The 24,492-nt window shown below is 71.7% G+C and carries 28 protein-coding genes and 1 riboswitch; of the genes, 15 read left to right on the forward strand and 13 right to left on the reverse strand.

Annotated features, from left to right (window positions below; translation table 11 throughout):
* Positions 1 to 204 precede the first annotated feature (204 nt).
* Positions 205 to 663 carry an ATP-binding protein gene (locus ACFZB3_RS23990; protein WP_391378242.1) on the forward strand — a complete coding sequence of 153 codons (459 nt, stop codon included), beginning with the start codon at positions 205 to 207 and terminating at the stop codon, positions 661 to 663.
* Positions 664 to 697: 34 nt separating this feature from the next.
* On the opposite strand, the gene ACFZB3_RS23995 is transcribed toward ACFZB3_RS23990, so the two are convergent.
* The 3 genes from ACFZB3_RS23995 to ACFZB3_RS24005 all read right to left on the reverse strand — a co-directional run bounded on the left by ACFZB3_RS23995 (position 698) and on the right by ACFZB3_RS24005 (position 2,668).
* Positions 698 to 1,171, reverse strand: coding sequence for an NlpC/P60 family protein (locus tag ACFZB3_RS23995; protein ID WP_391378244.1), 474 nt, complete (start codon positions 1,169 to 1,171; stop codon positions 698 to 700).
* A 3-nt stretch (positions 1,172 to 1,174) separates the two neighbouring features.
* Positions 1,175 to 1,359, reverse strand: a riboswitch (cyclic di-AMP (ydaO/yuaA leader).
* Between the two features lie 360 nt (positions 1,360 to 1,719).
* Positions 1,720 to 2,025 carry a hypothetical protein gene (locus ACFZB3_RS24000; protein ID WP_391378246.1) on the reverse strand — a complete coding sequence of 102 codons (306 nt, stop codon included), beginning with the start codon at positions 2,023 to 2,025 and terminating at the stop codon, positions 1,720 to 1,722.
* Positions 2,026 to 2,032: 7 nt separating this feature from the next.
* Positions 2,033 to 2,668 carry an ATP-dependent Clp protease proteolytic subunit gene (locus ACFZB3_RS24005; RefSeq protein ID WP_391378248.1) on the reverse strand — a complete coding sequence of 212 codons (636 nt, stop codon included), beginning with the start codon at positions 2,666 to 2,668 and terminating at the stop codon, positions 2,033 to 2,035.
* A gap of 140 nt (positions 2,669 to 2,808) precedes the next feature.
* Here ACFZB3_RS24005 and ACFZB3_RS24010 point away from each other — a divergent pair, with 140 nt between their 5' ends.
* The 8 genes from ACFZB3_RS24010 (at position 2,809) to ACFZB3_RS24045 (ending at position 10,037) form a co-directional block, all read left to right on the forward strand.
* Positions 2,809 to 3,096 carry a type II toxin-antitoxin system prevent-host-death family antitoxin gene (locus tag ACFZB3_RS24010; protein WP_391378250.1) on the forward strand — a complete coding sequence of 96 codons (288 nt, stop codon included), beginning with the start codon at positions 2,809 to 2,811 and terminating at the stop codon, positions 3,094 to 3,096.
* Between the two features lie 291 nt (positions 3,097 to 3,387).
* Positions 3,388 to 3,690, forward strand: coding sequence for an urease subunit gamma (locus tag ACFZB3_RS24015; RefSeq protein WP_037782101.1), 303 nt, complete (start codon positions 3,388 to 3,390; stop codon positions 3,688 to 3,690).
* A gap of 15 nt (positions 3,691 to 3,705) precedes the next feature.
* Positions 3,706 to 4,017: an urease subunit beta gene (locus ACFZB3_RS24020; RefSeq protein WP_351502126.1), complete on the forward strand. Its 312-nt coding sequence runs from the start codon at positions 3,706 to 3,708 to the stop codon at positions 4,015 to 4,017.
* A complete protein-coding gene (locus tag ACFZB3_RS24025) occupies positions 4,010 to 5,731 on the forward strand; it encodes an urease subunit alpha (protein ID WP_391378254.1) in 1,722 nt (573 codons plus the stop codon). The genes ACFZB3_RS24020 and ACFZB3_RS24025 overlap by 8 nt, the downstream gene beginning before the upstream one ends.
* Before the next feature lie 22 nt (positions 5,732 to 5,753).
* Positions 5,754 to 6,431 carry an urease accessory UreF family protein gene (locus ACFZB3_RS24030; protein WP_391378256.1) on the forward strand — a complete coding sequence of 226 codons (678 nt, stop codon included), beginning with the start codon at positions 5,754 to 5,756 and terminating at the stop codon, positions 6,429 to 6,431.
* A 432-nt stretch (positions 6,432 to 6,863) separates the two neighbouring features.
* Positions 6,864 to 7,544 carry an urease accessory protein UreG gene (gene ureG / locus ACFZB3_RS24035; protein ID WP_391378258.1) on the forward strand — a complete coding sequence of 227 codons (681 nt, stop codon included), beginning with the start codon at positions 6,864 to 6,866 and terminating at the stop codon, positions 7,542 to 7,544.
* Positions 7,541 to 8,302 carry an urease accessory protein UreD gene (locus ACFZB3_RS24040; protein WP_391378860.1) on the forward strand — a complete coding sequence of 254 codons (762 nt, stop codon included), beginning with the start codon at positions 7,541 to 7,543 and terminating at the stop codon, positions 8,300 to 8,302. The genes ureG and ACFZB3_RS24040 overlap by 4 nt, the downstream gene beginning before the upstream one ends.
* Before the next feature lie 163 nt (positions 8,303 to 8,465).
* Entirely contained in the window at positions 8,466 to 10,037 is a 1,572-nt protein-coding gene (locus ACFZB3_RS24045) for an alpha/beta fold hydrolase (RefSeq protein WP_391378862.1), read from the forward strand.
* Between the two features lie 64 nt (positions 10,038 to 10,101).
* Here ACFZB3_RS24045 and ACFZB3_RS24050 read toward each other — a convergent pair whose 3' ends face one another.
* The 3 genes from ACFZB3_RS24050 to ACFZB3_RS24060 form a co-directional block, all read right to left on the reverse strand.
* Positions 10,102 to 10,827 carry a 1-acyl-sn-glycerol-3-phosphate acyltransferase gene (locus ACFZB3_RS24050; protein WP_391378260.1) on the reverse strand — a complete coding sequence of 242 codons (726 nt, stop codon included), beginning with the start codon at positions 10,825 to 10,827 and terminating at the stop codon, positions 10,102 to 10,104.
* 217 nt (positions 10,828 to 11,044) lie between these two features.
* Positions 11,045 to 12,268 carry a metallophosphoesterase gene (locus tag ACFZB3_RS24055; protein ID WP_391378262.1) on the reverse strand — a complete coding sequence of 408 codons (1,224 nt, stop codon included), beginning with the start codon at positions 12,266 to 12,268 and terminating at the stop codon, positions 11,045 to 11,047.
* A 145-nt stretch (positions 12,269 to 12,413) separates the two neighbouring features.
* Positions 12,414 to 12,737, reverse strand: coding sequence for a hypothetical protein (locus tag ACFZB3_RS24060; RefSeq protein ID WP_391378264.1), 324 nt, complete (start codon positions 12,735 to 12,737; stop codon positions 12,414 to 12,416).
* A 223-nt stretch (positions 12,738 to 12,960) separates the two neighbouring features.
* Here ACFZB3_RS24060 and ACFZB3_RS24065 point away from each other — a divergent pair, with 223 nt between their 5' ends.
* Positions 12,961 to 13,368, forward strand: a complete 408-nt coding sequence (locus tag ACFZB3_RS24065) for a DUF6153 family protein (protein WP_391378266.1) — start codon at positions 12,961 to 12,963, stop codon at positions 13,366 to 13,368.
* An 82-nt stretch (positions 13,369 to 13,450) separates the two neighbouring features.
* Positions 13,451 to 14,068, forward strand: coding sequence for a DUF305 domain-containing protein (locus tag ACFZB3_RS24070; protein ID WP_391378268.1), 618 nt, complete (start codon positions 13,451 to 13,453; stop codon positions 14,066 to 14,068).
* Between the two features lie 45 nt (positions 14,069 to 14,113).
* On the opposite strand, the gene rocD is transcribed toward ACFZB3_RS24070, so the two are convergent.
* From rocD to ACFZB3_RS24085, 3 genes are all read right to left on the reverse strand, one after another.
* Positions 14,114 to 15,334, reverse strand: coding sequence for an ornithine--oxo-acid transaminase (gene rocD / locus ACFZB3_RS24075; protein ID WP_391378270.1), 1,221 nt, complete (start codon positions 15,332 to 15,334; stop codon positions 14,114 to 14,116).
* A gap of 29 nt (positions 15,335 to 15,363) precedes the next feature.
* On the reverse strand, positions 15,364 to 16,173 hold the full coding sequence (ddaH, locus tag ACFZB3_RS24080) for a dimethylargininase (RefSeq protein WP_391378272.1): 810 nt from the start codon (positions 16,171 to 16,173) through the stop codon (positions 15,364 to 15,366).
* 145 nt (positions 16,174 to 16,318) lie between these two features.
* A complete protein-coding gene (locus tag ACFZB3_RS24085) occupies positions 16,319 to 16,804 on the reverse strand; it encodes an Lrp/AsnC family transcriptional regulator (protein WP_361298191.1) in 486 nt (161 codons plus the stop codon).
* Between the two features lie 111 nt (positions 16,805 to 16,915).
* On the opposite strand from ACFZB3_RS24085, the gene ACFZB3_RS24090 reads away from it, so the two are divergent.
* The 4 genes from ACFZB3_RS24090 to ACFZB3_RS24105 are packed head-to-tail and all read left to right on the forward strand — an operon-like array spanning position 16,916 to position 20,949.
* Positions 16,916 to 17,665, forward strand: a complete 750-nt coding sequence (locus ACFZB3_RS24090; protein WP_391378274.1) for a LytTR family transcriptional regulator DNA-binding domain-containing protein — start codon at positions 16,916 to 16,918, stop codon at positions 17,663 to 17,665.
* A 2-nt stretch (positions 17,666 to 17,667) separates the two neighbouring features.
* A complete protein-coding gene (locus ACFZB3_RS24095; RefSeq protein WP_391378276.1) occupies positions 17,668 to 18,036 on the forward strand; it encodes a hypothetical protein in 369 nt (122 codons plus the stop codon).
* Positions 18,037 to 18,058: 22 nt separating this feature from the next.
* The gene (locus ACFZB3_RS24100) at positions 18,059 to 19,771 is read left to right on the forward strand and encodes a cation acetate symporter (RefSeq protein ID WP_391378278.1); all 1,713 of its coding nucleotides are present in this window, start codon (positions 18,059 to 18,061) and stop codon (positions 19,769 to 19,771) included.
* Positions 19,768 to 20,949, forward strand: a complete 1,182-nt coding sequence (locus tag ACFZB3_RS24105; RefSeq protein ID WP_391378280.1) for a histidine kinase — start codon at positions 19,768 to 19,770, stop codon at positions 20,947 to 20,949. The genes ACFZB3_RS24100 and ACFZB3_RS24105 overlap by 4 nt, the downstream gene beginning before the upstream one ends.
* A 126-nt stretch (positions 20,950 to 21,075) precedes the next feature.
* Here the strand turns inward: ACFZB3_RS24105 and ACFZB3_RS24110 are convergent, their stop codons facing one another.
* The 4 genes from ACFZB3_RS24110 to ACFZB3_RS24125 all read right to left on the reverse strand — a co-directional run bounded on the left by ACFZB3_RS24110 (position 21,076) and on the right by ACFZB3_RS24125 (position 24,489).
* A complete protein-coding gene (locus tag ACFZB3_RS24110; protein WP_189267566.1) occupies positions 21,076 to 21,255 on the reverse strand; it encodes a hypothetical protein in 180 nt (59 codons plus the stop codon).
* A 162-nt stretch (positions 21,256 to 21,417) separates the two neighbouring features.
* Entirely contained in the window at positions 21,418 to 22,368 is a 951-nt protein-coding gene (locus ACFZB3_RS24115; RefSeq protein ID WP_391378283.1) for a cytochrome c oxidase assembly protein, read from the reverse strand.
* A 186-nt stretch (positions 22,369 to 22,554) separates the two neighbouring features.
* On the reverse strand, positions 22,555 to 23,580 hold the full coding sequence (locus ACFZB3_RS24120; RefSeq protein ID WP_391378285.1) for an ATP-dependent 6-phosphofructokinase: 1,026 nt from the start codon (positions 23,578 to 23,580) through the stop codon (positions 22,555 to 22,557).
* Positions 23,581 to 23,760: 180 nt separating this feature from the next.
* The gene (locus tag ACFZB3_RS24125) at positions 23,761 to 24,489 is read right to left on the reverse strand and encodes a type 1 glutamine amidotransferase (protein WP_391378287.1); all 729 of its coding nucleotides are present in this window, start codon (positions 24,487 to 24,489) and stop codon (positions 23,761 to 23,763) included.
* Between the last annotated feature and the right edge of the window lie 3 nt (positions 24,490 to 24,492).

Consider the following 24,492-nt stretch of genomic DNA (forward strand, 5'->3'; position numbering starts at 1 on the left):
CCTTACTCCTTGCGAGCCGCCCAAATACGGTCTGAGGTCGCAGAGTTCACCGCTTCGAGCGACAGATATATGCATATCTTGGTGGATCGCTCCCCGTGACCGGCCCGGTAATGGCAGTCTGGCGAAGAAGCACCAGTCCGGGACCGTACTCGAACCATCCGCACTGTGTCGGACTCCGGTCCCGAGGAAAGGGACGACGTCGCCATGGCAGACCACCTGGAAGCATCCGTCACTCTGCCGAGCGATCCCGCCTCGGTCTCCGCCGCCCGCTCCTATGCGCTGGACACCCTCGCGGAGTGGGGGCTGCCACCGGAGACGGAGACCGCGGACACCATCCGCCTCATCGTCTCCGAACTCGCCACCAACGCCGTGCAGCACACCTTCGGGCAGTCACCGACCTTCACGGTGGACCTCGTCCTCGACCGTGACGAGCAGCTGCGCATCGGCGTCACGGACAGTCATCCGCGCTTCCCCAAGAGACTCCCCGCCGCGGTCCAGCAGGACAACGGGCGCGGCATGGTCATCATCCGCTGGCTGACCGCCGAGTGCGGCGGCAAGCTCCGGGTACGCCCCACCCGGGAGGGCGGCAAGACCGTCTCCATCGAACTGCCCTGGACGATCCCGGCGGGCACCGTCACCGCGGCCGGCCAGCAGGAACCGTAGCCCTGAGCCCCTGCCGGCCCGCCGTCGGCGTGGGTCAGCTGACCCGGCCGTACCAGACGCTGCGCGTCCAGATCTTCTGGAGCTTCACCACGTCCCCGGTCTTCGGGGCGTGCCAGATCTTTCCCTTCCCGGCGTAGATGCCGACGTGGTACACGCTGGAACCCGAGTGGAAGAAGACCAGGTCCCCGGCCTTGCGGTTGCCGGCCGAGACGTGACGGGTCTTGTTGTACTGCTGGGCCGCCGTACGCGGCAGGGTCTTGCCCGCCTTCTTGAACGAGTACAGCGTCAGCCCCGAGCAGTCGAACCTGTTCGGTCCGGTGGCGCCCCACCTGTAGGGCGCGCCCTTCTTCGAGGCGGCGACCTGAAGTGCCTTCGTCGCCATCGTGGCGGCCGAGGCGTCGGAGGCGACACCCGGGATCACGATCGAGCCGCCCACGGCGGCGATGGTCAGCGCCGAGGCCGTACCGGCCCGGGCCATCAGCGACGGAACACGATTGAGCGCAGTCATGCGCAACCCTTCGTCAGCCGCCTGTGAAGGATGACCTGTCGGATTCGGGCTGGCGAAGTTGCCCGGCCGTGTTGCCACGGCTTCACCCCAAGGGCTGCTCGGCCCGGTCATGGCGCGACCGTGCCGGCGACCCGTCTTGCCTGGGTCCTCCACTCCTGCCGATGCACTTCTGTCGACGGGTCAATCCGGGCGGCGGCAGGACTCGGCGTCCGCCCGGACCGCCCCGCCGCTGTGGCGGGGGCTTGTCGTCAGACAGGGATCTTCACTCACTCGTGTCCGAAAATCCCAACGGAATCGGGGATTTGTGGGGTTACTCACCACCCACCCGTTCGGGTGGACAGCCCTGTGTTCGATTCTCCGTCAACTTCCCTGCGTAGCCCCGGACCTGCGCGGAAGCCGCTTCCGGGCACCCTCGCACGGGCAACCTGAGCGGCCCTCGCGGTCAGGTAAAACCACGCCACACTCCGCCGAACGGCGGTAACCCCTTTGGAGCGTTTCGACCCCGGCCCGGTCGCGCCGTCGACGCATCGCACGGATTCCGGCGGGTGTCACGGTACGCAGTCGGGCGGGAGTACGACGCGAGCGGTCCGGCGCTCACCGTCGAGCACCCGCAACGCCCGTGCCAGCGTGTCCCCGTGAAGCTCCGTCTCGCCCCGCAGATGCATCAGGGCCAGGGCGTCGCGCAGCTCGGACGCCGCGCGCACCAGCGCCTGCGCGGCGCGCAGCCCACGGTAGGTGTCCTCGTTCTGCGCCGGATTGATCCGGCCCAGTAGATCCACCACGTCCAGGTAACGGTCGATCAGCTCGCCCTCGGCGCGGGTCAGCGCGGGCAGCGGCGGGAGCTCCGGCAGCATCGGCGGCTCACCCCGCGTCCGGCAGGCCGAGCGGACCGCGGCGGCTGGGTACGACCCGGTCCACCAGCCCGTACGCCAGCGCTTCCGGCGCGTCCAGGACCAGATCCCGCTCCAGGTCCTGGTGCACCTGTTCGGCCGTGCGCCCCGTGTGCCGGACGAGCATCCCTTCGACCATCGCCCGGACCCGGTCCAACTCCGCGGCCCGGATGAACAGATCACTCGGCTGGCCCTGCACCGGCTCCGGCAGGGACGGCTGCTGGAGCACGATGCGCGCGCCGGGCAGCACGGACCGCTTGCCCGGTGTGCCGGCCGCGAGCAGCACCGCGGCCGACGCCCCGGCCTGCCCGAGGCAGATCGTCTCCACGTCGCAGGTCACGTACCGGACCGTGTCGTAGATCGCGGCCATCGCACTGTACGAACCGCCCGGGGAGTTGATGTGCAGCGAGATGTCCCGCTCCGGAGCGGCGTACTCCAGGTACATGAACTGCGCCATCACGTCGTTGGCCGAGGTCTCGTCGACGGGCGTGCCGAGGAAGACGATCCGCTCCTCCAGCAGCTTCGAGTACGGATCCATGGTGCGGTGCCCCGCGGCCGTGCGTTCCGTGAACTCGGGCAGAACGTAGCGGGCGGACGGTCGGGTCATGGCGTACCCCTCCTCGCGACTGAGGCGGCCCGGGAGCCGGGCTCTCTGTTGAAAATGTACAGGACGTACAGATCATTCAGTGGGGATTCCGCTGTCGCCGAACAAGATGTGATGTCCGGGGTGCCCCGTAAGCTGGGTTCATGGCCTACGAGATTCCGGTGACCCAAGCCAGGGCTGAGCTCGCCGAACTGATCAACCGGGTGGTGTACGGCGGTGAGCGTGTCGTCGTGACGCGCCACGGCAAGCCCCTGGTCGCCCTCGTCTCCGCCGCCGACCTCGAACGCCTCGAAGAGCTCCCGGAACCCGCCGAGGACCACGTGGACCACGTGGTCAGCTCGGTCTCCACGGTCCGCGAGACCGCAGCCGTACGCCCGGAGCGGGGCCGCTTCGGCATCGCCGCGGAGCACCGGGGGGCCGCGGGCTCCTAGCGCATGCCAGGCCGCGTGCCGCCGGGCTGATCCGGCGCCCGCCTGCCGCCGGTACGACCGCCGGCCCTCCTCGAAGCATTCGGGTGAGGGCCGTTCGGGTGTCACGGGCTCTTGTCCCGGTCATGAAGTGATCAAGGTCCGGTTAACGTCGCCGAAACTCCGGCGAACTAGCCTGCCGATCCACGCCACCTGGGGTTTTCCTAGCCGGATTGGGTCCGTGAGCCCAATCCGTCGCGGTGGCCGCGGCAACCGGACCCCGCACGGTCCGGAGCGAGGACTGTGAGGTGGGACGTGCAACTGACCCCGCACGAGCAAGAGAGGCTGCTGATCCACGTGGCGGCCGACGTGGCCGAGAAGCGCCGGGCCCGCGGGCTCAGGCTGAACCACCCCGAGGCGGTCGCCCTCATCACGTCGCACATCCTCGAAGGCGCGCGTGACGGCCGTACCGTCGCCGAACTCATGGCCTCCGGGCGCAAGCTGCTCACCAGGGACGACGTCATGGAGGGCATCCCCGAGATGATCCACGACGTCCAGGTCGAGGCGACCTTCCCGGATGGCACCAAGCTCGTCACCGTCCACGACCCGATCGTCTGAGGAGGCAGGCCGCCGATGATTCCCGGAGAAGTGCTTTTCGCCGACGGGCCTGTCGTATTCAATGCGGGCCGTGAGGTCACCCGGATGACCGTCCTCAACGCCGCCGACCGGCCGGTCCAGGTCGGCTCCCACTACCACTTCGCCGAGGCCAACCCCGGACTGGAGTTCGACCGGGACGCGGCGCGCGGCAAGCGGCTGAACGTCGCCGCCGGCACCGCCGTCCGCTTCGAGCCCGGCATCCCCGTCGACGTCGAACTCGTCCCGCTCACCGGCGCCCGCGTGGTCCCCGGGCTGCGCGGCGAGACCGGAGGTGCCCTCGATGCCTGAGATCTCCCGCGCCGCCTACGCCGACCTGTTCGGGCCGACCACCGGCGACCGGATCCGGCTCGCCGACACCGACCTGATCGTCGAGATCGAGGAGGACCGCTCCGGCGGTCCCGGACTCGCCGGTGACGAGGCGGTCTTCGGCGGCGGCAAGGTCATCCGCGAGTCCATGGGCCAGTCGCGTGCTACGCGCGCAGACGGCACTCCCGACACGGTCGTCACGGGTGCCGTGATCATCGACCACTGGGGCATCGTCAAGGCCGACATCGGCATCCGCGACGGCCGGATCACCGGCATCGGCAAGGCCGGCAACCCCGACACCATGGACGGCGTCCACCCCGACCTGGTGATCGGCCCCGAGACCGAGGTCATCGCCGGCAACGGCCGCATCCTCACCGCGGGCGGGGTCGACGCGCACGTCCACTTCATCTGCCCGCAGATCGCCGACGAGGCGCTGTCGGCCGGCGTCACGACGCTGGTGGGCGGCGGCACCGGCCCCGCCGAGGGATCCAAGGCGACCACCGTCACCCCCGGCCCCTGGCACCTCGCCCGGATGCTGGAGGCGATGGAGCAGTACCCGCTCAACATCGGCTTCCTCGGCAAGGGCAACACCGTCTCGCACGAGGCGATGCTCTCCCAGATCCGGGGCGGGGCACTGGGCCTGAAGCTGCACGAGGACTGGGGATCGACCCCGGCCGTCATCGACGCCTCCCTGACCGTCGCCGACCGGACCGGCGTCCAGGTCGCCATCCACACGGACACGCTCAACGAGGCGGGTTTCGTGGCGGACACGCTCGCCGCGATCGGCGGGCGGGGCATCCACGCCTACCACACCGAGGGCGCGGGCGGCGGGCACGCCCCCGACATCATGACCGTCGTCTCCGAGCCGCACGTGCTGCCGAGTTCGACCAACCCGACCCGGCCGTACACGGTGAACACCGCCGAGGAACACCTCGACATGCTGATGGTGTGCCACCACCTGAACCCGGCGGTACCGGAGGACCTGGCCTTCGCCGAGTCGCGGATCCGGCCGTCGACCATCGGCGCGGAGGACATACTGCACGACCTCGGCGCGATCTCCATCATCTCCTCCGACGCCCAGGCCATGGGGCGGGTGGGCGAGGTGATCCTGCGGACCTGGCAGACCGCGCACGTGATGAAGCGGCGCCGGGGCGCGCTGCCCGGCGACGGGCGGGCCGACAACCACCGGGTACGGCGCTACGTCGCCAAGTACACGATCAACCCGGCCCTCGCGCAGGGGCTGGCCCGTGAGATCGGCTCGGTGGAGACCGGGAAGCTCGCCGACCTCGTGCTCTGGGAGCCCGCGTTCTTCGGGGTCAAGCCGCACCTCGTCCTCAAGGGTGGGCAGATCGCCTACGCGCAGATGGGTGACGCCAACGCGTCCATCCCGACGCCGCAGCCGATCCTGCCCCGCCCGATGTACGGGGCGATCGGGCGGGCGCCGGCCGCCAACTCCTTCAACTTCGTCGCCCCGCTGGCGATCGAGGACGGGTTGCCGGAGCGGCTGCAGCTCGGGAAGCGGTTCGTCGCCATCGAGTCGACCCGCGGGGTGACCAAGGCGGACATGCGGGAGAACGACGCGCGCCCGCATGTCCGGGTCGATCCCGACAGCTTCGCCGTGCACATCGACGGCGAGCTGGTCGAGGCGACACCGGCCGCCGAACTGCCCATGGCCCAGCGCTACTTCCTCTTCTGAGAACTGAGAGCTGGTGGGTGTGGTGTCCCGTGCAGCGTTGCTGGTGCTGGCCGACGGCCGCTTTCCCGCCGGAGGGCACGCGCACTCCGGCGGGGCGGAGGCGGCCGTCAAGGCCGGCCGGATCACCGGGGCCGCGAGCCTGGAGGAGTACTGCCGGGGGCGGCTGCACACGGCCGGGCTGGTGGCCGCGGCGTTCGCCGCGGCCGCGGTACTCGGCTTGGACGTAAGGGAGTTGGACGCGGCGGCCGATGCGCGGACGCCGTCGGCCGCGCTGCGGGGCGCGGCGCGCCGGCTCGGACGGCAGCTGCTGCGGGCCGCGCGGGTGGCGTGGCCGGGGGCCGAACTCGACGCGCTGGCACGGGAGTTCCCCAAGGGGGCCCATCAGCCGGTGGTGTTGGGGATGGTGGCTCGGGCGGCGGGGCTCTCGGCGGCGGACGCGGCGTACTGCGCGGCGTACGAGTGCGTGAGCGGGCCGGCCACGGCGGTGGTGCGGTTGCTGAGTCTGGATCCGTTCGAGGCGACGGGGGTGCTGGCGCGGTTGGCGGGGGAGGTGGACCGGGTGGTCGACCGGGCGGTGGAGGCGGCACGGGCCGCTGCCGCGGGGGCGGGGGCCGATGCGTTGCCCGCGGCGTCGGCGCCGGTGGCGGAGATCGGGGCGGAGTGGCATGCGGGGTGGGCGGTGCGGTTGTTCGCGTCGTAGGGGGTTTTCTCGCCCCCGCCGCCCCTACCCGTCCCGTCCCGGGGGCTGCCGCCCCCGGCCCCCCGCTTCGGCCTGAACGGCCTCGTCCTCAAACGCCGGACGGGCTGGGAGGGGTGCTCACCGGGTTTCGTCCTCGGACGCTGGACGGGCGGAGGGGGTGGCTCGCCGGCCTCGTCCTCAAACGCTGGACGGGCCGGGAGGGGTGCTCGCCGGGTTTCGTCCTCGGATGCTGGACGGGCTGGGAGGGGTGCTCGCCGGGTTTCGTCCTCGGACGCCGGGCGGGCGGCGGGGGTGGCTCGTCGGCCTCGTCCTCGGACGCCGGACGGGCTGGAGGGGGTGCTCGCCGGCCTCGTCCTCAGGCGGGTGCTCGTCGGCCTCGTTCCCGGATGCCGGGCGGGCTGAATGGCAAGGTCTACTGAAAAGGAGCCGTACATGCATCTCGATCACGACCACCACCACGGTCCCGTCGCCCTCAGCGCCGACGCCCACCGGGCCGACGGGTCCCGGCGTGCCCTCCGTATAGGGCTCGGGGGGCCCGTGGGGTCCGGGAAGACCGCTACCGTCGCCGCTCTGTGCCGGGCCCTGCGGGACAGGCTTTCCCTCGCCGTCGTCACCAATGACATCTACACCCGCGAGGACGCCGAGTTCCTGCTCCGGGAGGCCGTGCTGCCGCCGGAGCGGATCGCCGCCGTCGAGACGGGGGCCTGTCCGCACACCGCGATCCGGGACGACATCTCGGCCAATCTGGAGGCGGTGGAGGACCTGGAGGACGAGGTCGGGCCGCTGGATCTGATCCTCGTCGAGTCCGGTGGGGACAACCTCACCGCCACCTTCTCCAAGGGGCTCGTGGACGCGCAGATCTTCGTGATCGACGTGGCGGGGGGCGACGACATCCCGCGGAAGGGCGGGCCGGGGGTCACCACGGCCGACCTGCTCGTCGTCAACAAGACGGACCTCGCTCCGTACGTCGGGTCGGACCTGGCGCGGATGGCCGCCGACGCCAAGGCGCAGCGGGCCGAACTGCCCGTCGTCTTCCAGTCGTTGCGCAGCGAGGCGGGCGTCGCCGACGTGGCCGCGTGGGTGCGGGAGCGGCTCGCCGCGTGGACCGCATGACGGTCACCGGGGTGCGCGCGACCGCGCGGATCGTCGCCCGGGACGACGGGCGGGGCGGTACCGCGCTCCCCGTGCTGGAGAGCGGGGGACCGCTCGCGCTGCGGCGCACCCGGGGGAGCGGGGCCGAGGCGCGGGTGATGGTCGTCGGGGCGATGAGCGGGCCGCTCGGCGGGGACCGGTTCGGCGTCGAGGCACGGGTCGAGGGCGGGGCCCGGCTGAGCGTCGGGTCGGCCGCCGCGACCATCGCCCTGCCGGGGCAGGGCAAGGAGGAGGCCCGGTACGACGTCCGGCTCGAGGTCGCCGACGGGGGTGAACTGCGCTGGCTGCCCGAGCAGTTGATCTCGGCCGGCGGGAGCGATCTGCGGGTCCGCACGCGTGTCGACGTCGGGGCCCGGGGGCGGCTCGTGCTGCGCGAGGAGCAGGTGCTCGGCAGGGTCGGAGAGGCGCCGGGGCGGCTCGGCAGCCGGCTCACCGTGCGGGTGGCCGGGCGGGCCGTGCTGGATCAGGAGCTCGCCTGCGGGCCCGGGGCGCCCGGCGGCTGGGACGGGCCCGCCGTGCTGGCGGGGCATCGCGCGGTGGGGCAACTTGTCGTCGTGAGGCCGGAGTTCGCGGTGGAGCCGATGGGGGCACGGATGCTGGGGGAGGGGGCCGCGCTCACTCCGCTCGCCGGGCCCGCCGTGCTGGTGAGTGCGGTGGCGGGCGACGCGCTGCGGCTGCGCCGGGTGCTGGACGAGGCGTTGGCCCAGTTGGGCGGTTGATCCGCTCAGCGGGACGTCGGAGTCCGGCTATCGGATTGGTAAAGACGGCTGTTGAGCCCTGTTCTCAGGGACCTCACAGCCGCAAGGATCTCCCCTGACCATTCGTCATGATGTACGGGGAGGGGCCCACTTGAGGGACAACTCGAGATCGAGGAGCCGGGTGCTGGCGCTCGGTTCGGCCGGAGTGCTCGTCACGGCCAGCCTGATCACCGGTGCGCTCGCGGTTCCCGCCGCCGGCGCCGAGGCCCGGCACGACGGCCAGGACCGCGCGCAGCAGGGCGCGGCGATCGCCGCCGCACGGGCCGAGAAGGCAGGGATCGACTGGGCGGACTGCCCGGCCGACTGGGGCCTGGAGAAGCCCATCCAGTGCGGCTGGGTGAGCGTGCCGCTCGACTACACGAACCCCTACGGCAAGCAGATCAAGCTCGCCGTCGACCGAATAGGCAACACGGGGACGCCGGCCGAGCGCCAGGGCGCGCTCGTCTACAACCCCGGCGGCCCCGGCGGCTCGGGGATGCGCTTCCCGCGCCGGGTCACCACCAAGAGCCCCCTGTGGGTCAACGTCTCGAAGGCGTACGACTTCGTGGGCTTCGACCCGCGCGGTGTCGGCCACTCGGCGCCCATCTCCTGCGAGGACCCGCAGGAGTTCGTGAAGGCCCCGAAGGCCGACCCGGTGCCGGACACCGAGGCCGACAAGACCGCGCAGCGCAAGCTCGCCGAGCAGTACGCGGACGGCTGCGCCGAGCGCACCGGCCGCGCGATGCTCCAGCAGATGACCACCGCGAACACCGCCCGCGACCTGGACGTCATCCGGGCCGCGCTCGGCGAGAAGAAGCTCAACTACCTCGGTGTCTCCTACGGCACCTACCTCGGCGCGGTCTACGGGACGCTGTTCCCGGGTCACCTCCGCCGGATGATCGTCGACAGTGTCGTCAACCCGTCGAAGAAGAGCATCTGGTACCAGGCCAACCTGGACCAGGACGTCGCCTTCGAGGGCCGCTGGAAGGACTGGGAGGACTGGGTCGCCGCGCACGACTCCGCCTTCCACCTGGGGACCACGCGGGACGCCGTCCAGGCCAAGTGGCTCCAGCTGCGCGCCACCGCCAAGGCGAACCCGATCGGCGGGGTCGTCGGACCCGCCGAGCTGATCGGCTTCTTCCAGAGCGCGCCGTACTACGACTCCTCGTGGGTCCCGGTCGCCACCGTGTTCGGCAAGTACTTCGCCGGTGACACCCAGGCCCTGGTCGACGCGGCCGCCCCGGACCTGACCGACACCGCCGGCAACATCACCTCGGAGAACGGCAACGCCGTCTACACGGCCGTCGAGTGCACCGACGCCAAGTGGCCCACCAGCTGGAAGAAGTGGGACCGCGACAACACCGAGCTGAACAAGCAGTACCCGTTCATGACCTGGGCCAACGCATGGCTGAACCTGCCGTGCGCCACCTGGCCGGTCAAGCAGCAGACCCCGGTGAACGTCAAGACCCACAAGGGCCTGCCGCCGGTGCTGATCGTGCAGTCCACGCGTGACGCCGCCACCCCGTACCCGGGCGCCGTCGAACTGCACAAGCGCTTCAAGGGCTCCCGCCTCATCACCGAGCAGGGCGCCGGTTCGCACGGTGTGACCGGCCTGGTCAACCCGTGCATCAACAGCCGCGTCGACACCTACCTGCTCACCGGTCAGCTGGACGGCGCGGACGTCACCTGCACCCCGCACGCGACACCGCAGCCGTAACCCTCCCGGTACGACGACGAGGGGCGGCGGGATCCCGCCGCCCCTCGCTCGTGGGCCCACAACCTCAACTCAGCGGCGCCCGCGGGAACCTGCGCTCCTTCTCGCCCTTCTCCGCCGCCTGCCCGGCCTTGACGACGGCCGCGTACTCGTCGACGTACTCCTGCTCGGAGAGGGTCAGGATGGCGTACATGATCTCGTCGGTGATGGCGCGCAGGACGGCCTTCTCGCTCTCCATCCCGGCGTAGCGGGAGAATTCGAGGGGCTTGCCGAAGCGGATTACGACGGGGTGGACGTTCGGGATGACCTTGCCGGGCGGCTGCGCCTCGAACGTGCCGATCATCGCGCAGGGGATCACCGGGACACCGGCCCGCAGCGCCATCACGGCGACCCCGACCTTGCCCTTGTACAGGCGGCCGTCGTGCGAGCGGGTGCCCTCCGGGTAGATGCCGAGCAACTCGCCCTTGCCCAGCACCCCGAGCCCCTCCCGGATGGCGGCCTGGCCCGCCTCCTTGCCGGAGCGGTCCACCGGGATCTGCCCGGCGCTGCGGAAGAAGAAGGCGGTCAGCCGGCCCCGCACCCCCGGCCCCGTGAAGTACTCGGCCTTGGCGAGGAAGGTGATGCGCCGCTTGAGGACCGCCGGCATCAGGAAGTGGTCGGAGAAGGAGAGGTGGTTGCCCGCGATGATCGCCGGTCCCGTCGGCGGCACATGTTCGAGGCCCTCGATCCGCGGCCGGAACACCACTCTCAGCAGCGGCCCCAGCAGTACGTACTTGAGCAGGTAGTAGAACACGGCTCGCCCCTCGCTTGTTCATTTCCCCAGGTTGGCTGGGCGGCGGGTCGGACTGGCGGCGGCTGTCTTCGCCCTTCCCGGACATGGGGTGTGGGCCTGTTCGGGGAAGCCTCAATCTACCTGGAACAGGTGTGGCGGAGACGGTTTGGATCTTCGGCTCAGTGTCTCAGCGATATGAGGGTGAGTCACTACGGGCGGACACCGGAGCTTGCGTTCCTTACCGCGGCGAGGCGGGCGGCTGCGGGGAGCGGAGGACGAGCAGGGTGATCTCGCTGGGGGCGAAGACCCGGAACGGCGGGCCCCAGAAGCCGGTGCCGCGGCTGGTGTAGAGGAGGGTGCGGGCGCCGTGGCGGCTGAGGCCGGCGAGGGCGGGCTGGTCGAGGCGGACCAGGTGGTGGAAGGGCCAGATCTGCCCGCCGTGGGTGTGGCCGGAGAGCTGGAGGTCGATGCCGTGGGCCGCCGCCCGGTCGACGAACTTGGGCTGGTGCGCCAGGAGCAGCACGGGCAGGTCGGGGTCGGCGCCGTGCAGCGCTCCGGCGAGGTGGGCGCGGTGGCCGGCCAGGCCGGAGGACTCGGCGGTGACGTCGTCCACGCCGGCCACCACGAGGGTGTCGCCGCCGCGTTCGAGCAGCAGGTGGCGGTTGCGCAGCGGCTCCCAGCCCAGCTCGTCCATCAGGTCGACCCAGCCCTGGGCCTCGCTGTAGTACTCGTGGTTGCCGGTGACGTAGACCCGGGCCCGGGTGGCCCGCACGGTACCGAGCGGGACGGCCTGGGCGCGGCGGCGTTCGGCCGTGCCGTCCGCGATGTCGCCGGTGTGGCAGACGAGGTCGGCTTCCAGCGTGTTCACCGTCTCGCACACCCGTGCCGACCAGCGAGCGCGGTCGAGCGGGCCGTAGTGGGTGTCGGTGATGAGGGCGACCCGCAGGCCGTCCAACCCGGCGCCCAGCCGCGGGAGTTCCACGTCGAGGCGGCGCACGCGTGGCACGCGGCGGGCTTCGCCGTACCCCCAGGCGAGCAGGACGGCGGTTGTGCCGAGGACGGCCCAGGTGACGATTCGGGCCCGGTCCTGACTCCCGCCGACGCCGGCCACGGCCAGGGCGAGCCGCAGGAGGACGCCGAGCAGAACCGACCAGGTGAACAGGATCCAGCTCGCGCCCAGCAGGGTGTCACCTGCTATCGCCATCCGGTCCTGCTGGCGCCGGCCGTGGCCGCGCATCATCGCGAGCGGCATACCGGCGAGGCCGAGGGCGAACAGGGCGGTACCGGCCAGTGTGACGGGGAGCGGCCAGTGCTGGCCTGCGTACAGGAGCACCCAGCAGGGCACGGCCCAGAGCAGGACGGGGGCGATCAGCGGGAGGTAACGCATCAGCCGGTGCAGTCGGCTCGGCCGCGGAGCCTGCGCCGTGCTGTCGGCGGGTCGGGTGTCGCTGGTGTCGGTCACGCTTCCCCTATCTGGCCGTGCTGCCGTCTCGCGCACTGTATCCGGTCGTCCGCGGGCCGGATCCGGGGTCCGGACATGCCGGTGTGCACGGCAGGGCCCCCGAGCGGCAGTTGCCCGGGGGCCTTGCGCGGTCGGCCGACGGGCGTCAGCCGAACACGACGCTTTCTCCGCGGTAGCTTCCCCACGTCTCGCCCGTGCGCTTCGGCAGTGGCTGCGCCACGCCGCCGCAGCCGTAGGTGTCGTAGACGACGGCGTCGGTGTCGGTCTGGTTGTCGGCGCCGAAGGCGGGGGAGTCGAAGTCGTAGCAGACGCCGTTGGCGGGGTTGGTGATCGTTCCGTGGCTGCCGTCGGTGCGGTCGTAGGTGAACCTGCCGGTGGCCGCCTGGGCGTCGAAGGCCGTTGCGGTGAGCAGAAGGAACACGGCGCCGGCGGTCAGCACGGGGCGGGCGGCAGTCGCGAACTTCGTCATGCGCGTCCTTTCCTCCGGGCCCTTCGCACCAGGCCCTGGACTGCAAGGATTCCGTGAGCCGTACCGTCTGATCAGGCCTTTGCCGTGCTTTCGCTCGAACGAAGGACCCTCGGGCGGGGCCGGTCCGAACGGCACGTTCCGGGTCCGGCACCGGTGCCTCGAAGCCGCCGTCCGGGGCGTGCCCGGGCCGGCCGGCTCTCAGGGTGTGCATAGGATTGCTCCGATGCGCCCCACCGAGCCGCCCGCCCCCCGACCGCCGCACCGGCGTCGGCGCGCCCTGCTCGTGCTGGCGCTGCTGGCCGGGCTGTTCGGCATGCACGCGCTGGCACCCGGCGGTGCCGTGGGAATGCACGGCGGGCACGAGCGGGCCGTCTCCCGGACAGCGGTCGTCGTCACCGTGTACGACGGCTGCTCCGGCCACGACGGCCACTGCGGCGGCGACCACGCCCACCACGCCGACGCGACCTGTGCCTCCGGCGCGGTGAGCGGCGGGCCGGTGCTGCCCGCGCCGGTCCCGGACCCGGTCCCCGTGCTCACGGGCGACGGCCTGGCCCCCTCCTGCCCGGCCGTGGCACCGGACGGCGCACGGGCGCCACCCGACCTGGCCGAACTCCAGCTCCTGCGGATCTAGAGGCACCCGAGCCGGCCGTACGCGCACCGCGCGGCGGTCGTGCTCCCGCGTGCCCACCCACACTCACCGCAGGAGATCCAGCATGACCAGCACACGTACCCGTGCCGTCCTCGTCGCGCTCACCGCGACCGCCGCCCTCGCCCTCACCGGGTGCGGCAGCGGCGACGACAGCGCCGACACCGCACACGCGTCGCACTCGGCGGCGGCCGGCGCGACCGCCTCCGCCACTGCCGGTTCCCACAACGCGCAGGACGTGTCCTTCGCGCAGACCATGATCCCGCACCACCAGCAGGCCCTGGAGATGGCCGGCCTCGCCGTCGACCGTGCCTCCTCCGCCCGGGTGAGGGACCTCGCGGCCCGGATCGAGAAGGCCCAGGACCCGGAGATCAGGACCATGACCGACTGGCTGAAGGCCTGGGGCGAGGACGTCCCCATGGCGGGCATGGACCACAGCGGCCATGCCGGCATGACCGGGATGATGTCCGACAAGGACATGACCATGCTGAAGCAGGCCGAGGGGCCGGACTTCGACACCATGTTCCTGACCATGATGGTCCGGCACCACCAGGGCGCGGTGCAGATGGCCGGTACCGAGCAGGCCAAGGGCGCCTACGGCCCGGCCACCAGCATGGCCGGTGACATCGTCACCGCCCAGAACGCCGAGATCAAGGAGATGAACAAGCTCCTCGGCAAGGGCTGAGCACAGGCAGCGGCGGCCGCGCCCACCGGCGCGGCCGCCGTCCGCTCAGGCCGCCAGCACCTTCTCCAACGACCCCAGCGCCGACCGCAGTTCCTCCGCCGTGACGGTCAGCGGCGGGGCCAGCCGGATCGTGGAGCCGTGGGTGTCCTTGACCAGGACGCCCTCGCGCATCAGGCGCTCGCCGATCTCCCGCCCGGTGCCGATCGCCGGGTCCACGTCGACGCCCGCCCACAGCCCGCGGGAGCGGAAGCCGACCACGCCGTTGCCGACCAGCTCCGCCAGGCCGTCCCGCAGGACCACGCCCAGCTCGGCGGCCCGGCGCTGGAACTCGCCGCTCTCCAGCAGCTCGACCACCGCCGTGCCGACCGCGGCGGCGAGCGGGTTGCCGCCGAACGTCGAGCCGTGCTCGCCGGGGTGCAGCACCCCCAGCACCTCCCGCCGGGCCACCACGGCCGACACCGGCACGATCCCGCCGCCCAGCGCCTTGCCGAGCAGCAGCATGTCCGGCACGACGTCCTCGTGGTCGACGGCGAGGGTGCGGCCGGTGCGGCCGAGACCGGACTGGATCTCGTCGGCGATGAAGAGGCAGCCCCTGCGCCGGGTCAGCTCCCGGACCCCGGTCAGGTAGCCGTCGTCGGGGATGAGCACCCCGGCCTCGCCCTGGATCGGCTCGATCAGCACCGCCGCCGTGGTCTCGTCGACCGCCGCCTCCAGCGCGGCCAGGTCGTTGTACGGCACGATCCGGAACCCGGGCGTGAACGGGCCGAAGCCCGCCCGCGCCGTCTCGTCGGTGGAGAAGCTGACGATCGTGGTCGTACGGCCGTGGAAGTTGTCGGCGGCGACGACGATCGTGGCCCGGTTGGCCGGGACGCCCTTCACGTCGTACGCCCATTTGCGGGCCACCTTGATGCCGGACTCGACCGCCTCGGCGCCGGTGTTCATCGGCAGCACCATGTCCAGTCCGGTCAACGCGGCGAGCCGCTCGGCGAACTCGGCGAGCCGGTCGTTGTGGAAGGCGCGCGAGGTGAGGGTGAGGCGGTCCAGCTGGCGGTGGGCGGCCTCGATCAGCGCCGGGTGGCGGTGGCCGAAGTTGAGGGCCGAGTAGCCGGCCAGCATGTCGAGGTAGCGGCGGCCCTCGACGTCCTCCACCCAGGCGCCCTCGGCGCGGGCGACGACGACGGGCAGCGGGTGGTAGTTGTGCGCGAGGACCGGTCCCTCCGCCTCGATCAGCTCGGCGGAGGTGCGTGCGCGTGCGGGTGCGGTCATCAGGGGGATCTCCTGGTCCTCGGCGGATGTCAGCGGATTTCCTGGGTGCAGCACTTGATGCCGCCGCCTGCCTTGTGGAACTCCGACAGGTCGACGGGGACGGGCTCGTAGCCCTGGTCGGCGAGCCGGGCGGCGAGCGCCTCGGCCTGCGGCGCGATGAAGACGTGGCGGCCGTCGGAGACCGAGTTCAGGCCCCACGCCAGCGCGTCGTCGCGGGTGGCGAGGACCGCCTCCGGGAACAGCCGGCGGAGTACGTCACGGCTTCCGGGGGAGAAGGCCTCGGGGTAGTACACGATGTTCTCCTCGTCGAGGACGAACAACGCGGTGTCCAGGTGGTAGAAGTACGGGTCCACCAGGGTCAGGCTGATCACCGGGTGGCCGAAGAACTCCTGGGCCTCCCGGTGCGCCTCGCGGCTGGTGCGGAAACCGGTGCCGGCGAGCAGGTACCGGCCCGTCCAGACCAGGTCGCCCTCGCCCTCGACCACCGAGTCCGGCCGGTACACGTCGAAGCCCGCGGTCTTGAACCAGAGGTCGTAGTGCGAGGACTCGGGGCGCCGCTCGGGTGCGTGGAAGAGCGAGCCGAAGACGCGGCCGCCGACCACGACCGCCGAGTTCGCGGCGAACACCATGTCGGGCAGACCGGGGACCGGCTCCAGCCGGTCGACGCTGTGGCCGTGGGTGCGGTAGGCGCTGATCAGCGCGGTCCACTGCTCCTGGGCCAGGTCGACGTCGACCCTGGTGTCGGGGTTCATCCAGGGATTGATCGCGTACTGCACGGCGAAATGTCTGGGCTCGCAGACGAGAAAGCGCCTGAGGCGCGGCACACGGCTTTCGGACACAGAGGTGTTCCTCCGCTTTCCCGCGGTGTCGACTGAGGGTTGACACCAAGGTAGAAAGCGTCGGATACGGACGACAAGAAACGAATGTTGCGCATCTGCGCAGGAACGCTGCGTCTCCGGTCGTACAAACGCAGCATCGGTGCGTTTACTCCGGCACGGGGTGCGTGGCCCCGGCCTCCGGGCTCTCCGGCAGCAGGTGCGACAGCACCATCACGCTGATCGTCTTCCGGATGAACGGCTCCACGCGGATCCGCTCCAGCACCTCCTCGAAGTGGTCCACGTCCCGGGCCCGCACGTGCAGCAGGGCGTCCGCGCCCCCGGTCACCGTCATGGCCGCGGTGATCTCCGGATGGTTGCGGACCACCTCCGCGAGCCGCCGGGGCGGGGCCGCGCCCTCGCAGTACACCTCGACGTACGCCTCCGTGCGCCAGCCGAGGGCCGCCGGGGTGACGGTGGCCGTGAACCCGGTGATCACACCGGTCTCGCGCAGCCGGTCGACCCGCCGCTTCACGGCCGTCGCGGAGAGCCCGACGGCCGCGCCGATCTCGGCGAAGCTGGTCCGCGCGTTCGCCATCAACGCGGTGGTGATCTTCCGGTCGAGATCGTCGAAGGGGACGGTGCCGCTGTTCATGCCCGCACTGTAACCACGGGCGAGGACGGTACGGGAACACCACTTCGTCCGGCGCGAACGTCCACGTCCGGCACATGTCCAGCGCCGCGTTCCGCCGCCTACACTCCGTTCATGCTGCGCGCCCTCGCCGTCGACGACGAACGCCCCTCGCTGGAGGAGCTGCTCTATCTGCTGCAGGCCGATCCGCGCATCGGCAGCGTCGAGGGCGCCGGGGACGCCACCGAGGCGCTGCGCCGCATCACCCGCGCCCTGGAGTCCGGACCGCAGGGCCCCGAGGCCGTCGACGTCGTCTTCCTCGACGTCCAGATGCCCGGCCTGGACGGCCTGGACCTGGCCCGGCTGCTCACCGGCTTCGCCCGGCCCCCGCTGGTCGTCTTCGTCACCGCCCACGAGGACTTCGCGGTCAGGGCCTTCGACCTCAAGGCGGTCGACTACGTCCTGAAGCCGGTCCGCAAGGAACGCCTCGCGGAGGCGGTACGCCGGGTCGCCGAACTCCGCGGCACCGCACCCCGGATACCCGTGCACGAACCCGACCCCGACCACATACCCGTCGAACTCGGCGGCGTGACACGGTTCGTGGCGGTGGACGACATCACGCACGTCGAGGCCCAGGGCGACTACGCCCGCCTGCACACCGAGCGCGGCAGCCACCTGGTCCGCATCCCGCTCTCCACCCTGGAGGACCGCTGGCGCTCCCGCGGCTTCGTCCGCATCCACCGCCGCCACCTCGTCGCCCTCCGCCACGTCGGCGAACTCCGCCTGGACGCGGGCACGGTGAGCGTCCTGGTCGGCGCCGAGGAGCTCCAGGTCAGCCGGCGGCACGCCCGCGAACTGCGGGACCTGCTGATGAGGAGGGCCTGACGATGGCCGCGGACCCCGCCGAACGCCGGGTCACCGTCACCGGCCCGCCCCGCCGCAGCCGCCGTACCTCCGGCTACTACCGGCCGCGCACCGAGATCGACGAGCAGACCACCCTCGGCCACACCTATGTCCGCTCCCTGATGCGCAGCCAACTGCGCGTCGCCCTCGTCGTGTTCGCCGTCCTGGTGCTGCTCGTCGGCCCGCTCCCGCTGGTCTTCGCCGCCGCCCCCGAGGCCCGCCGCCTGGAGTGGCTGGTGCTCGGCTTCTGCCTGTACGCCCCGCTGATCCTGCTGGCCCGCTGGTACGTGCGCCGCGCCGAACGCAACGAGCAGGACTTCGTCCGCCTCGTCGAGGACCGATGGGACCGATGAACTCCAGCTCCTCCGAGCCTCGATGAACTCCGGCTACGCGGTCCCGGCCGTCGCCCTCGTGGTCGTCGCGACCGTCCTCGTCGGCGCCTTCGGCCTGCGCATCTCCCGGACCACGTCCGACTTCTACGTCGCCTCGCGCACCGTCGGCCCCCGCCTCAACGCGGCCGCGATCAGCGGCGAGTACCTGTCCGCCGCCTCCTTCCTGGGCATCGCGGGCCTGGTCCTCGTCCAGGGCCCGGACATGCTCTGGTACCCGGTCGGCTACACCGCCGGCTACCTGGTCCTCCTTCTCTTCGTCGCCGCCCCGCTGCGCCGATCCGGCGCCTACACCCTCCCCGACTTCGCCGAGGCCCGGCTCGCCTCGCAGACCGTACGGCGGCTGGCCGGGGCGTTCGTCGTCGGCGTCGGCTGGCTCTACCTGCTGCCCCAACTCCAGGGCGCCGGACTCACCTTGACGGTCCTCACCGGCGCCCCCGACGTCCTCGGCGGGCTCATCGTCGCCGTGGTCGTGGTCGCCACCGTGGCGGCCGGCGGCATGCGCAGCATCACCTTCGTGCAGGCCTTCCAGTACTGGCTGAAGCTCACCGCCCTGCTCGTCCCCGCCCTCTTCCTGGTCCTCGCCTGGCAGCGCGCCGGCGCCCCCGTGCACGCCTTCGACGAACCGGCCACCTTCCGCACCCAGCGGGCGGTGGACGTCAAGGACACCCTCTCCCTCCGGCTCGACCGCCCGCTCACGGTCACCGTCACCGGCACCGTCGACGGCCGCCCGCACGAGGACACCCGGGTCACCCTCCCCGAGGGCACCCACCGCATCACCGCCGGCACCCGCCTGACCTTCGCCGAGGGCACCCGCGTCCCCGCCACCGACCGGGGCACCAACGGCGGCATGTCCACCTCGCTCGCCGAGAGCCGCGAGGAGCGCCCGCTGTACGCCACGTACGGGCTGATCCTCGCCACCTTCCTCGGCACCATGGGCCTGCCGCACGTCGTCGTCCGCTTCTACACCAGCCCGCACGGCGTCGCCGCCCGCCGCACCACGGTCGCCGTCCTCGCCCTGATCGGCCTCTTCTACCTCCTGCCGCCCGTCTACGGCGCCCTGGGCCGCCTCTACACCCCCGAACTCACCCTCACCGGCGAGACGGACGCCGCGGTCCTGCTGCTGCCCGACCGGGTCGTCGGCGGCCTCGGCGGCGACCTGCTCGGCGCGCTGGTGGCCGGCGGCGCCTTCGCCGCGTTCCTCTCCACCGCCTCCGGCCTCACCATGGCGGTCGCCGGCGTCCTCACCCAGGACGTCCTTCCGTCCCGCGGTGTACGGCACTTCCGGCTCGGGACGGTCCTCGCGATGGCCGTACCGCTCGCCGCCAGCGTCCTGGTGGGCGGCCTGCCGGTCGCCGACGCCGTGGGCCTCGCCTTCGCCGTGTCCGCGTCGTCCTTCTGCCCGCTGCTGGTCCTCGGCATCTGGTGGCGGCGGCTGACCCCGCCCGGCGCGGCCGCCGGGATGCTGGCCGGGGGCGGCTCGGCGTTCTTCGCGGTGGCCGCGACCATGGCCGACCTGCCCGGCACCGGCGACCTGCACGCCCTGCTGGCCTGGCCGGCGCTCTGGTCGGTCCCGCTGGGCTTCCTCACCATGATCCTGGTCTCGCTGGCGACCCCGGGCCGGGTGCCGCCCGGCACGGCCGCGATCCTGGCCCGCTTCCACCTGCCGGAAGAGCTGCGCGCGGAGGTCAAGGCGTGACCGGGTTCCTCGCGGGCCTCCTCGTGGCCGTCCTCCCGCTCCTCGCCGCCGGCTTCTGGCTCGGCCGCCGCACCGCACGCCCCGAGAGCCTCGGCGGCCTCGGCACCCCCGTCGAGCACGCCACCTTCGAGACCCTGCACACCGCCTCCCTCGCCGCACCCCCGCTGCGCGCGGGCCTGACCGAGGAGACCGCCCGCCGCTCGGCCCGCCGGCTGCGCACCCTGCTCGGCACCGACGCCCTCTGCCTCACCGACCACGAGAACGTGCTGGTCTGGGACGGCGTCGGCGACCACCACCGCGCCGAGATCACGGAACGGCTCACCGGACCGGTGGAGTCCGGCCGCGGCGAGGCCTTCCGCCTGCACTGCGAGTATCCCGACTGCCCGGTCCGCTGGGCGGTGGTCGCGCCCCTCACCGTCGACGACCGCGTCCACGGCACCCTGGTCGCCTGCGCCCCCCGCGAGTCCGCCGTCCTGGTCCGGGCGGCCGGCGAGGTCGCCCGCTGGGTCAGCGTCCAGCTGGAGCTGGCCGACCTGGACCGCTCCCGGACCCGGCTCATCGAGGCCGAGATCCGCGCCCTGCGCGCCCAGATCTCCCCGCACTTCATCTTCAACTCGCTCGCGGTGATCGCCTCGTTCGTCCGCACCGACCCCGAGCGCGCCCGCGAACTGCTGCTGGAGTTCGCCGACTTCACCCGCTACTCGTTCCGCAGGCACGGCGACTTCACCACCCTCGCTGACGAACTGCACGCCATCGACCACTACCTGGCGCTGGTCCGGGCCCGCTTCGGCGACCGCCTCACGGTCACCCTCCAGATCGCCCCCGAGGTGCTCCCGGTCACCCTCCCCTTCCTCTGTCTGCAGCCCCTGGTCGAGAACGCCGTCAAACACGGCCTGGAGGGCAAGACCGGCACCTGCCGCATCCAGATCACCGCCCAGGACGAGGGCGCCGAGGCCCTGGTCGTCATCGAGGACGACGGCGCCGGCATGGACCCGGCCCTGCTGCGGCGCATCCTCGCCGGCGAGACCAGCCCCAGCGGCGGCATCGGCCTGTCCAACGTCGACGACCGGCTCCGCCAGGTGTACGGCGACGACCACGGGCTCGTGATCGAGACGGCGCCCGGGGCGGGGATGCGGATCACCGCGCGGTTGCCCAAATATCAGCCCGGGGTGCACTAGGCGCTCCGCGGTGCGCCGTTGTTCGGGTGCGGCGCCGTCGGGGCCGGTCGCGCAGTTCCTCCCCCCAGCCTTGGGCCGGGGGTACCCCCAGCGCCCCTTTGGGGCGCTGCATGCGAGGCCGATGTGTCAGTTGTTCTGGGTGAGGACCATGGCCAGTGTCAGCAGGCCCAGCACCACCCACCCGAACCACAGCCATCCGTTGCTGCCCAGCGCCACCGTGTAGGCGGTCACCACGACGAGTCCGCCGACGGTGAGCACCCCCATCGTCTTGGTGGCACCGTTCGAGCCGTTCGCAGAACCGGGCATCACGACACCCTCCTCATGGTCCGACTCCCTCCATGGTGCCTCCGTTCTGCTTCCCGGCGGTGCGCACGGCGAAATGAGCGCCGATCTTCCACATGAGGTCACCGGCCGAGGCGCCCGGCGGTTCCGGCCTGCCGCGCTCCGTGCTGTCGAAGGAAGAGCAGGTCAGCCCTTGCGAGCGTGCAGTGAGGCCAGATAGGCGTTGTACGCTTCGAGCTCCTTGTCGCCGTCCCGGTCGGCGGCCCGGTCGATGCGCCGGGCCTGGCGCTGCTCGGAGCCGTACCACTGGAACAGCAGCGCGATCAGCACCAGGACGGACGGGACCTCGCTGAACGCCCAGGCGATTCCGCCGGCCGCGTTCTGGTCGGAGAGCGCGTCGATGCCGAGCGACGCGGGCGGGTGCTTGAACGTCTCGACCATCGGCTCCGACGCCATCATCAACGCGATGCCGAAGAACGCGTGGAACGGCATGCCCGCGAACAGCTCCAGCATCCGCATGAGGTACCCCGGGCGGTGCGGACCCGGGTCGACGCCGATGATCGGCCAGAAGAAGACGACACCGACGGCGAGGAAGTGCACCATCATCGCGATGTGCCCGGCCTTCGAGCCCATCAGGAAGTCGAACAGCGGGGTGAAGTAGAGCGCGTACAGGCTCGCGATGAACAGCGGAATGGTGAAGGCGGGATGGGTGATGATCCGCATGTACCGGCTGTGCAGCAGAGCCAGCAGCAGCTCACGGGGCCCCTTGCGGCCCCGCCCGGCGACGGGCAGCGCGCGCAGCGCGAGCGTCATCGGCGCGCCCAGCAGGATGAAGATCGGCGACAGCATGCTGATGACCATGTGCTGCACCATGTGCACGCTGAACATGACCATCCCGTAGTCGTTCAGCCGGGTGCACATCACGAGCATGATCGTGAGCACCCCGACGACGAACGACACGGTCCGCCCCACCGACCAGGCGTCCCCGCGCCGCCGCAGCCGCACCACACCCCACCCGTACAGCGCGAGCCCGGCGACACAGGCCACGAGGAAGAAGGGATCCGCCGACCACTCCAGCCCCCGTGCCAGCGTGAACGGCGGCAAGTCCATGGTCATGCCGTGCCCGCTGTGATCCATCCGCCGGCTCCTGATTCGTGGGGGTGTTTCTATCGACCCCACATTAGAACCGCGGCCGACCCAGCTTGTGAGCGGGGTGCACGATCCCTACCTAAAGGGGCGCTGGGGGTACCCCCGGCCGAAGGCTGGGGGAGGAACTGCGCGACCAGCCCCCACGCACCCGCGGAGAACACACGACCGCAATCCCTACAGCACGGTCTCCGCCTCGTCGTACCGCTCCGAAGGAACCGTCTTCAACGTCTCCACGGCCTCGGCCAGCGGCACCATCACGATGTCCGTTCCCCGCAGCGCGGTCATGTGACCGAACTCCCCGCGGTGCACCGCCTCCACCGCATGCCACCCGAACCGCGTCGCCAGGACGCGGTCGTACGCCGTCGGCGTGCCACCCCGCTGCACGTGCCCGAGGATGACCGGCCGCGCCTCCTTGCCGAGCCGCTGCTCCAGCTCGACGGAGAGCTGCCGGGCGATCCCGGCGAACCGCTCGTGGCCGTAGATGTCCTTGCCGCCCTCGTCGAAGGCCATCGTGCCGGCCTTCGGCTTGGCCCCCTCCGCCGCGACGACGATCGCGAACCGCTTGCCCGCCTCGAACCGCTCGCCGACCCGGCGGGTCAACTCCTCGATGTCGAAGGGCCGTTCCGGTACGACGATGGCGTGCGCGCCGGCCGCCATGCCGGAGTGCAGGGCGATCCAGCCGGTGTGCCGGCCCATGACCTCGACGACGAGCACCCGCTGGTGGGACTCGGCGGTGGTCTTCAGCCGGTCGAGGGCCTCGGTGGCGACGCCCACGGCCGTGTCGAAGCCGAAGGTCACGTCGGTGACAGCGATGTCGTTGTCGATGGTCTTCGGGACGCCCACGATCGGCAGGCCGGCGTCGGACATCAGCCGGGCCGCCTTGAGGGTGCCCTCACCGCCGATCGGGATGACCGCGTCGAGCCCGAGCTCGGCGACATGGCCCCTGGCCCGCTCCACGCCGTCCCGCAGATGCGAGGGCTGGACCCGGGACGACCCGAGGATGGTGCCGCCGCGGGCCAGGATGCCGGCCACGGCGTCGAGGTCGAGCTTGAGGTAGTCGCACTCCAGGAGGCCCTTCCAGCCGTCCCGGAAGCCGATGACCTCGTCGCCGTGGTCGGCGACGGCACGGTGCACGACGGACCGGATGACGGCGTTCAGGCCGGGGCAGTCGCCGCCGGACGTGAGGACACCAATGCGCATAGCCCGAAACAACCTTCTCCACGTGGGCCGGAGACCGGACCACGCTGTCCGGCTGACATCGCGGCCACCCTACCGGCGCAAGGGGGTCATTCCGCACCGGGCGTCCGCCTGCTGGACGTGCCCGCACATGTGAGCGGACACCCTGTCAGGCGGGCCCCGGAACCGGCCGTTCCAGAAGGTTTACGCGGGCTGCTGAGCGGCGGCGATGCGCTCGTTGCGGAGCGCCTCGTACCAGTGGTCGTCGATCGGCGGCAGCGCGTTCACGTCGAGGGCCAGCTTCAGCAGCAGGTCCGCGATGAGCGGGTTGCGGGCGAGCACCGGCCCGTGCATGTACGTACCGAAGACGGTCTCGTTGTACGCGCCCTCCGTGCCGTCCCCGGTGCCGTTGCCCCGGCCCAGCTTGACCCGGGCGAAGGGGCGGGCGGTGGGGCCGAGCTGGGTGACGCCCTGGTGGTTCTCGAAGCCGGTCAGCGGGGGCAGGCCGAGCCGCGGGTCGATGTCGCCGAGAACGTCGCCGACGCACCGCTCGCCGGTCCCGCGCACGGTCGTCACGTCGAGCAGGCCGAGGCCGGGCTCGCGCTGCCCGAGGTCGTTGATGAACTCGTGCCCGAGGATCTGGTACCCGGCGCAGACGGAGAACACGATCGCGCCGTTCTCCACCGCCCGGTACAGGTGCCCGTCGCGGCGCAGCCGCTCGGCGGCGAGCCGCTGCGGACGGTCCTCACCGCCGCCGATCAGGTAGATGTCGCCGGAGGTCGGGATCGGCTGGTCGCTGCGCACGTCCAGCCGGGCCACGTCGAGACCGCGCTGCCGGGCCCGCCGCTCCACGACGAGTGCGTTGCCCTGGTCGCCGTAGGTGCTGAGCAGGTCGGGGTAGATCCACACCAGCCGCAGTTGGTTGTCGCTCATGAA

The organism is Streptomyces sp. NPDC008092 (assembly GCF_042957285.1).
GTDB lineage: Bacteria > Actinomycetota > Actinomycetes > Streptomycetales > Streptomycetaceae > Streptomyces.